Annotated in this window: 7 protein-coding genes and 1 riboswitch; of the genes, 1 reads left to right on the forward strand and 6 read right to left on the reverse strand. The window is 35.8% G+C overall.

Features of this window, described 5'->3' with window-relative positions; all coding sequences use genetic code 11:
* Nucleotides 1-249: 249 nt before the first annotated feature.
* The 5 genes from ADJ83_RS17270 to ADJ83_RS17290 form a co-directional block, all read right to left on the reverse strand.
* Nucleotides 250-1,488, reverse strand: a complete 1,239-nt coding sequence (locus tag ADJ83_RS17270; RefSeq protein WP_235252034.1) for a M20/M25/M40 family metallo-hydrolase — start codon at nt 1,486-1,488, stop codon at nt 250-252.
* Nucleotides 1,489-1,550: 62 nt separating this feature from the next.
* Complete coding sequence (locus ADJ83_RS17275; RefSeq protein ID WP_048718519.1) at nt 1,551-2,378, reverse strand: energy-coupling factor transporter transmembrane component T family protein; 828 nt, start codon at nt 2,376-2,378, stop codon at nt 1,551-1,553.
* Entirely contained in the window at nt 2,363-4,081 is a 1,719-nt protein-coding gene (locus tag ADJ83_RS17280; RefSeq protein ID WP_031539213.1) for an ABC transporter ATP-binding protein, read from the reverse strand. Before ADJ83_RS17280 ends, ADJ83_RS17275 begins: the two co-directional genes overlap by 16 nt.
* Nucleotides 4,082-4,188: 107 nt before the next feature.
* A complete protein-coding gene (locus ADJ83_RS17285; RefSeq protein ID WP_031539215.1) occupies nt 4,189-4,755 on the reverse strand; it encodes an ECF-type riboflavin transporter substrate-binding protein in 567 nt (188 codons plus the stop codon).
* 426 nt (nt 4,756-5,181) lie between these two features.
* Nucleotides 5,182-6,042 carry an EamA family transporter gene (locus tag ADJ83_RS17290; protein WP_031539216.1) on the reverse strand — a complete coding sequence of 287 codons (861 nt, stop codon included), beginning with the start codon at nt 6,040-6,042 and terminating at the stop codon, nt 5,182-5,184.
* Nucleotides 6,043-6,271: 229 nt separating this feature from the next.
* A riboswitch (PreQ1 riboswitch) is annotated at nt 6,272-6,316 on the forward strand.
* An 11-nt stretch (nt 6,317-6,327) separates the two neighbouring features.
* Here ADJ83_RS17290 and ADJ83_RS17295 point away from each other — a divergent pair.
* Nucleotides 6,328-6,816, forward strand: a complete 489-nt coding sequence (locus tag ADJ83_RS17295; protein WP_031539217.1) for a QueT transporter family protein — start codon at nt 6,328-6,330, stop codon at nt 6,814-6,816.
* Nucleotides 6,817-7,107: 291 nt separating this feature from the next.
* On the opposite strand, the gene ADJ83_RS17300 is transcribed toward ADJ83_RS17295, so the two are convergent.
* Nucleotides 7,108-7,779: a permease gene (locus ADJ83_RS17300; protein WP_031539218.1), complete on the reverse strand. Its 672-nt coding sequence runs from the start codon at nt 7,777-7,779 to the stop codon at nt 7,108-7,110.
* Nucleotides 7,780-8,066: the final 287 nt, after the last annotated feature.

Below are 8,066 nucleotides of genomic sequence, written 5' to 3' on the forward strand. Positions count from 1 at the left end.
CCTTTTTCTCCTTTTTCCCTATGCTTTGGGCTTAGAGAACGGCTCTCTATTCCCTTTTTCTCTTCCACAACTGTCTAATGGTAACTGATAGGGATTCTCTATTCCCTTTTGCCCTATTCTCCCCAACCTACGGGCACAGACGCATACGCATCGCCCCACTTAATTTCCCACAAAAAAAGCCATCGACAACTTCTACGTTGCAGACAGCTTTACTAAAACTTATCTTTTCCCACCCCACTCCAGCCAACTTTACAATAAAGGCTCGGTACTATCCTTTATGCCTACTAATCCTAAAATTGTTAAAAATAGATTTTGTGGGCCAAGATATGCATCTTTTGGATCAAAGTATTCTTCTAACGTATGAATGCCACCGCATGCTCCTCCTGCTCCTAATGTAACAGCAGGGATTCCTAAACTGATCGGCACATTTGAATCAGTGCTACTAGCAGATGAACGAACAGGTATTAACCCGATGCTTTTTCCGGCTGCGATAACCGTTTGAACAATCGCAGCCTCTGGATCTTGTGTTCCTGCTGGGCGATTTCCAACTTGTTTTATCACAACCTCAATCGCTGTTTTTTCACTGCTCCAGCGGTTATTTTCCTCTTCTGCCGCTTTTTCCAAAATAACCAATACCTTTTCCTCTAACTGAAGAAGTTCTTCTTGTGAATTAGACCGTAGATCAACCATCATGCTTGCCTCTTGCGCAATCGTATTGACAGAAGTTCCTCCAGTTATGGTACCAACTGTAAAAGTCGTTTTCGGATCAAGCGGTGTTTCTAAATCTGCCATTTCACTTACCGCTCTACCTAAAGCATGTATGGCGCTCGGTATTCCAAAATCCCCAAAGCTATGACCACCAGAGCCTTTATACGTTACATGATAGCGGTGGCTGCCTGTCCCTAAATAGGTAATCTCTTCTGGCGTACCAGGCTCTAGGGAAATAAATGCATCAATATCCTCCCTATCCTTAAACAAGCCTTTCACGCCGCGCAGGTCTCCTAATCCTTCTTCCCCAACCGTTGCTCCGAAGATAATATCACCTTCTGTTTCAATATTCGTTTTATGAAAAGCACGTAAAACCGTCAACACTGCAGCTAGTCCTCTTCCATCATCCGATATTCCAGGTGCGTACACTTTTCCATCCTTCCACTCTGCTGTAATGACTGTTCCTTCCGGAAATACTGTATCTAAATGGGCACAGACAAAGATTCTTGGTCCTTTTCCTGTTCCATATCTTATTCCAAATACATTCCCATGCCGATCCTGTTGAATATCATCTAAACCAAATGATGCTAATTTCGATTGAAAAAGCTTTCCTTTCTCTGCTTCCTGAAAGGACGGAGCTGGAACTAAGGTAAGCTCAATTTGTTCATTTAATGTGTTCTCATCATCCTCTTGCAAAAACACGAGTCCTTCTTTTACAAGCTGATTTTCAAGCATTTTCGTAAATACACTTTCCATTTTATTCATTCCAATAATCGACATATCTCATTCCTACTCTCTTTGTATTTGGGATTAAAATGCTGATTCTTACTGTCCCATAGCTTCTACTCAAAAGGATTGTAGAATCGTTGACCATCATAAAAGGTAATAACAATACTACTAATAAATAAAATTGCTATTAGTGAAATAGCGAGATAATCTCCTATATCAAATGGTTTTTCCCAGTACCAAGTTCTCGTTTTCTTTTTGCCAAATCCTCTTAGATCCATCACATTGCTTATTGCTTCAATTCGATTTAAGCTTACAAAGATTAATGGAATAATGATTCCCATTGCATTTTTCCCACGTGTTATAAGAGAAGCCTTTCTTGATAAATCATTTCCTCTAGCTTGCTTGGATAAGGCGATATTGCGGTAATCTCTTTGAATATCTGGAATATAGCGCAAGGTTATACTAATTGCATAGGTAATGCGGTAACTTATGCCAATCCGATGAAAGGATGAAGCAAATTCACTAGGATTGGTCGTTAAAATAAATAATAGAGCGATTGGAATAACCGTAAAGTATTTCAATGTCACATTAAACAAATAAAACAGCTGCTCTGTTGTTACCTCATAGGGACCTGCTAGTGAAAAAAGCAAATGCTCCGTGCCATAAATTTCGACGCCTTGTTTCGGTGAAAATAAAAAAATAGCTATATTGTTTAGCAAAAGAAATAAACCAAAAAGGAGTACAACAAAGGAAACTTCTTTCCAGCGAATTTTAGATAATTTAAACAGCGTAAGTCCAATGACTAGCATGAACACTAATATCCGCGTATCATATGTAAGCATGGCTGCAAGGGACCATAGTATAAAACAAAGTAATTTAGTAGCGCCGGCAAGACGATGAATGGGTGAATTTTTGTCTAAATAGGCTAGCATTTCTGCCATGTTTTTCTCCCCTCTTGCTCATATGAAATAAATGCGTCAATGAATTCACTTGGACTTTCCACCTGCAAAAGCTTTGCCATTTCATAGAGAGACGTTTCTTTCAAATTGGCAGCTTTCATTATTTGTGGATTTGTTAATATATTCGCAGGACTGCTATCTGCGATGATTTCTCCATCCGCTAGCACCATCGTTCTACTTGTATATTCCTGAATTAAATGCATATCGTGAGTAATGATCATCAAACTTATTCCTGTGCGATTTAACTCGAGTAAAAAATCCATTATTTCTGTATAATGATATAAGTCTTGTCCTGCGGTTGGTTCATCTAATATCAATATCTCCGGATTTAATACTAAGATGGATGCAATCGTTACCCGCTTCTTTTGCCCATAGCTTAAAGCAGAAATCGGCCATTTCCGATAAGGAAGCAGGCCACAGATATTCAGTACTTTCTTTACTCTCTTCTCTATTTCAGTTGGATTCATCCCTTGATTGATTAGACCTAATGCAACTTCCTCCTTAATCAAGTGCTTTGAAATCATATGATTTGGATTTTGGAGGACAAATCCTATTTTTTGCCCCTTTTCTTTAATGGTAAGCTTGGTAATATCCATACCATTTAAGAAGATGGACCCTTCTTTCGGCACTTCAAACCCACTAATTAGCTTAGCAAGAGTCGATTTCCCAGCGCCATTTTTCCCAACAATGCTGACCATTTCTCCCTTTTCTAATGAAAAAGACAAATTTCTTATCCCTCTATTCTGATTTGGATAAGTAAAAGACAGCTTATCTACTTCTAGTAAAGTCGCTTGTTTTTTTCGTTGTAATTCTCGACTTCTCCCTTGAAACCACTTGATTACATTCTGTCTATATTCCTTTAAGGGAATCATAGACAGAGGGTGAATGGGTATATGATTAGGCAAACGAACGCCTGCGTCCTGTAATAGTTTTACATAAAGTGGTTTTCTCAAACGATGCTTATCTAATAAGCTAGAAGTGAGTAATTCCTGGGGAGAAAGATCTGCTATTAAGGTTCCATGATCAATGAGTAAAATCCGATCGACCTCTGCCTCTAATACCTCTTCTAATCGATGTTCAATAATAATAATGGTGTTATTATGCCTTTTATGAATGTCTGCGATTAGATGCATCGCCTGTTTGCCAGCTACCGGATCTAAATTTGCTAGTGGTTCATCAAAAAGTAATATGTCTACTTCTTGTATTAAGACACCTGCTAATGCGACTCTTTGCTTTTGTCCCCCAGATAGTTGATGAATCGAAGCATCTAGATACTGCTCCATCCCTACTAAAGAAGCTGCTTCCATTACTTTTTCTCGCATCAATTTCGAGGAAACCTGATTATTTTCTAATACAAATGCAATATCCTCTCCTACTGTTAATCCAATAAACTGAGTATCTGAATCTTGCAATATAGTTCCCACAGATTGGGATAGCTCATAAATAGTCTCCGATTTAGTTTCCTTCTCTTTTATCCTAAGGCTCCCTGAAATCTCGCCTTCATAAGAAAAAGGTATTAATCCATTTACACAATGTGCCAGGGTGCTCTTTCCGGATCCAGAAGGTCCTACGATTAACACTTTTTCCCCTTCATAGATTGTTAGATTGATATTCGATAAGGTTGGCTGAGACTGACTCCTGTATTTAAAGCCGAAATCTTTAAACTCTATTATTGGTTTATTCATCCTACTCTCCCACTTTTAAAAACATATATCTCGTTGTATTCTCGAAACTCAGTAATTGGGAACAAACTGTCGTTCATATGGTCCACTTCCTATAATTGGCCAATTTGCTAAAATGTCTCTTCTTTTTCTAAGCTATTAGTTTTACTAATTGTTTTGGAGTAAGCATAGATTAATAATGTTCCAAGCACTGCTACTGTAGCGATATTTAAACCGCCTGCAACTAGCCCTTGTAAAATAACTTTATTGATAGGTTCTGCATAAATTAGCACATCCAATAGAGGTGCCAGTACGAACCAGCCAATTGCTTGAACGATTATTTGGACAACATTAAATGTAAGTATCTGTTTCCAGCCAAAAATGCCTTCTTTTATGTTTATTTTTTTCCAAGCTAGACCAAACCCAACTCCGACTATTCCAGATACAATGATCCAGCTCCACCAAGGTGAGCCCCATACTAGAATATCTTTTAATGCGTGACCTATAAATCCTATTAGCCCACCTACGACTGGTCCAAATACTACAGACATTAATGCAAGAAAAGCATAGGAGGTTTCAAAGGATGTATTTGGAACTCCTGTAGGAATAGCGGCAAATCTTCCTAGAATAATAAATACAGCGGCACCAATCCCAATTGCTACAACATTTTTTGTTGATAAAACGGTTTTTCTTCCCATTTTTTTGTCTCCCCCCTTATTTTCTTCTATATTTTTTTTAATAGAAAAACCAACTTTTTTAACCCTATGTAATCAATTCGATTTATATCTTCCAATTTAATCCAGTTCCTTTTTTATACATGGCACATACCGTCCCATCACTCCAAAGCCAGACTGAAAACGAATGCTCCCATGTTTCATCCTTCCTCTCATTCATGTGTAGTTAACCTATTATTATGTCACTTTGATTTAAAATAAGCCTTATTATTTGAAAACTTTTATTTTTCTAACAATTAACATTATCTTACAAGATTACAACCTTTCATGCAAGATACCTCTTGGCAATTCGTGTTAGTTAAGAAAGAAATTCAAGAAATCCGAGCGCTCTATTCTATAAAAAAGACCTAAATATACTTGATGTATAGTAAAGGTCTCTTAGTATCCACTTTAAAATAAAAGAAATATTGTTCCTATTGTAATAATCACACAGCCAATCAGTGTGTTTTTCGTTGGCTTTTCTTTTAAGATAATAATGCTTAAAATGACGGTAATGACGACGCTAAACTTATCAATTGGTGCTACGATGGATACTTTTCCAATAGAGATTGCTGCAAAAAAGCAAAGCCATGACAATCCTGTTGCTATTCCTGATATGATTAAGAAAAGATAGCTTTTTCTAGATATTGTTTTTATTTGTGTTTGCGTTCGTTGGAAAAAGACTATTCCCCAAGCAAAAATAATAATAACGATTGTACGAATAAAGGTAGCCACATTTGAATCTACTTCTTCTATCCCAATCTTGGCGAGAATCGCTGTTAATGCCGCAAATACTGCTGATAGCAACGCTAAAAATATGTATGAATTGGAATACGATGTTTCAGCACTCTTTTTAATTTTTCCTATTAAAACAAAAGTTCCTATCGCTATTAGCGTACCGCCGATGACAATTGCCGTCGTCACAGGCTCTCCTAAAAAAACAAACGAAAAAAGAATCGTTAAAATAACACTCGATTTATCAATTGGAACTACTTTTGAAACATCGCCAATTTGGATTGCTTTAAAATAGCAGAGCCATGATAGACCTGTTGTTATTCCTGATAAAACAAGAAAGACAAGAGACTTCTTACTAACAAAAAATATACTATCTAATTGTTTCGTAACCAAAACCATTAATAAAGCCATGATTAATACAACAATTGTTCTAATTGCCGTTGCTAAATTTGAATTTACATCTTTAATTCCTATCTTTGCAAATATTCCTGTTAATGCTGCAAATACTGCTGCTAGTAGTGCCAATATAACACTCATTGAATCACCTCTTGATCTATATATTCCTATCTTAGTTTCAATAAGACTCCCGTTTGCTTATCCGTGTAAAATCGTGTTTATTCATACACAGCCCCTCTCGATGAACAATTATTGGGAAAAATACCGTTTTCACTCTTTTTATTCTTACTTCCTGTTTAAATCGGGATAAAATTCCATTGACGGACATACGGTATCTATTATATGATTATTCACTGTGTGAAAGATATCGTTTAACGTGGTTCGAGACCATCCCACGTAAAAAAACTAAGGGAGAGAAAAGCAAAAATGAAAACAAAAACACTTGCAGTTAACGGCTTGGTGGCAGCATTATATGTTGCTGTTACGATTGCAATTGCGCCAATTGCATTTGGAAACATTCAATATCGCGTTTCGGAATTATTTAATCATCTAGTTGTATTTAACAAAAAATATATATATGGGATTGTCGTTGGCGTATTTTTAGCAAACTTATTCCTTTCAACCATCAAGCTATACGATTTAACTTTTGGGGTTGCTCATTCCATTATTTGTTTGTTAATCACAATTGGTATAAGCAAGTTTGTTAAAAGTCATCTTTTACGAATGATCATTAATACACTTGTATTTACTTTTAATATGTTTATTATTGCCTTTCAATTGCATCTTGCACTTGGATTCCCTTTCTTAATCACTTGGGGAACGACAGCTATTGGTGAATTTGTTGTCATGGCAATCGGAATACCTATTATGCACTTCTTAAATAAACGGATTTCCTTTGGGAAGTTAATGGATTAAATAAACAGATCAAAATAATCTTGCTCATTAAGATTATCTTGATCTTTTTTAGTTTTATTCCTTTTCTTTTATATGAAATATATATTAGTATTTAATATGGACTATTAAAATCCAATCATTCTTTGTTCTCTGAAGGCTTTCACATGGAATAACCCTGTTCCATGAAATAGGAATAACCACATCCATTTTCTGTATTTTTATACTTAAATAAAGTAAACTTAGTATAATTACGCTGTTTCACAAATAATTAAAACAAACTTTTTCAAGAAAATGCTCTTCATTAAAATTCATTTATATAAATCTCTTTAAATATTCGCCAAATATTTTATTCATAACTTTGGGGGTATTTTCTAAATAAACATTAATTTGTTCCATATTTGATTCAAATTTATCAGCGTTTCTTTCATCTGTTGGAAAATCAGATATTCCTTTAATAATAATACATTCAACATTATTCTTCTTACAGATATAAGCAATTGCCCCCGCTTCTGTATCAGCTATTGTTATTTCGTTTTCTTTAAGCTCTAAATAGTCCTTCCACATAACTACTGCTTTATCAGCGGTGCCAATTGTTCCGGTATAAAAACCATTTCCATATTTAGACAAATCTATATCAACTATGAAAGATTGTTTAATAAAAGGCTCGATTTCTTTTACTGTGCAATCATATTGAACGGCTGCATCAGGTACAAAAATATCTAAATTACTGAACCTATCATCAATTCCTGCACATGTTCCAGCAACGATTACTTTCATTAAATTAAATTTAGAAATCATATACTGATTAGCACCAACACCATTTACTTTTCTTACACCAGTACTATAAAAAATAAGTTCGGTATCATTAATAGCTCTAATGAAATACTCCCCATAAGGATAACTAAAGCGTTCATTATCTTTTATGTCGAAATATTCCAATGTCGCTTCAAATTCCCACTTCGTTGCTATACTAATTCCTATCATCACCTTAACACCCTTCCGTCTTTACTCTGTTCACCAACAATTCGTTATCAATATGTAAATATCCTTTTTATTAACTTGCCCCGTCAGTTTACTAAGCTTATAGTAGAAAAAGAGGCTGAGACAAAAGTATTTCAACCAAAAAGATTTAAAAACGAAGTGAAATGGAGCGGAGGACGCTCGACTCCTGCGGGAAATAGAGACGCTTTAGACCCCGCAGCGCAGCGAGGAGACCACTGAAAAACTGATAGCTATTGATGATTGGTCGTAACCGCCTTTTAAACTTAGAT

This window comes from Bacillus sp. 522_BSPC (genome assembly GCF_001076885.1).
In the GTDB taxonomy this organism is placed as follows: Bacteria; Bacillota; Bacilli; order Bacillales; family Cytobacillaceae; genus Niallia; species Niallia hominis.

Excerpts from the sequence above, each read along its gene's own strand:
- ADJ83_RS17285 (WP_031539215.1), bottom strand. The coding sequence starts at position 4,755 with ATGGGAAGAAAAACCGTTTTATCAACAAAAAATGTTGTAGCAATTGGG.
- ADJ83_RS17275 (WP_048718519.1), bottom strand. The coding sequence starts at position 2,378 with ATGGCAGAAATGCTAGCCTATTTAGACAAAAATTCACCCATTCATCGT.
- ADJ83_RS17300 (WP_031539218.1), bottom strand. The coding sequence starts at position 7,779 with ATGATAGGAATTAGTATAGCAACGAAGTGGGAATTTGAAGCGACATTG.
- ADJ83_RS17270 (WP_235252034.1), bottom strand. The coding sequence starts at position 1,488 with ATGTCGATTATTGGAATGAATAAAATGGAAAGTGTATTTACGAAAATG.
- ADJ83_RS17290 (WP_031539216.1), bottom strand. The coding sequence starts at position 6,042 with ATGAGTGTTATATTGGCACTACTAGCAGCAGTATTTGCAGCATTAACA.
- ADJ83_RS17295 (WP_031539217.1), top strand. The coding sequence starts at position 6,328 with ATGAAAACAAAAACACTTGCAGTTAACGGCTTGGTGGCAGCATTATAT.
- ADJ83_RS17280 (WP_031539213.1), bottom strand. The coding sequence starts at position 4,081 with ATGAATAAACCAATAATAGAGTTTAAAGATTTCGGCTTTAAATACAGG.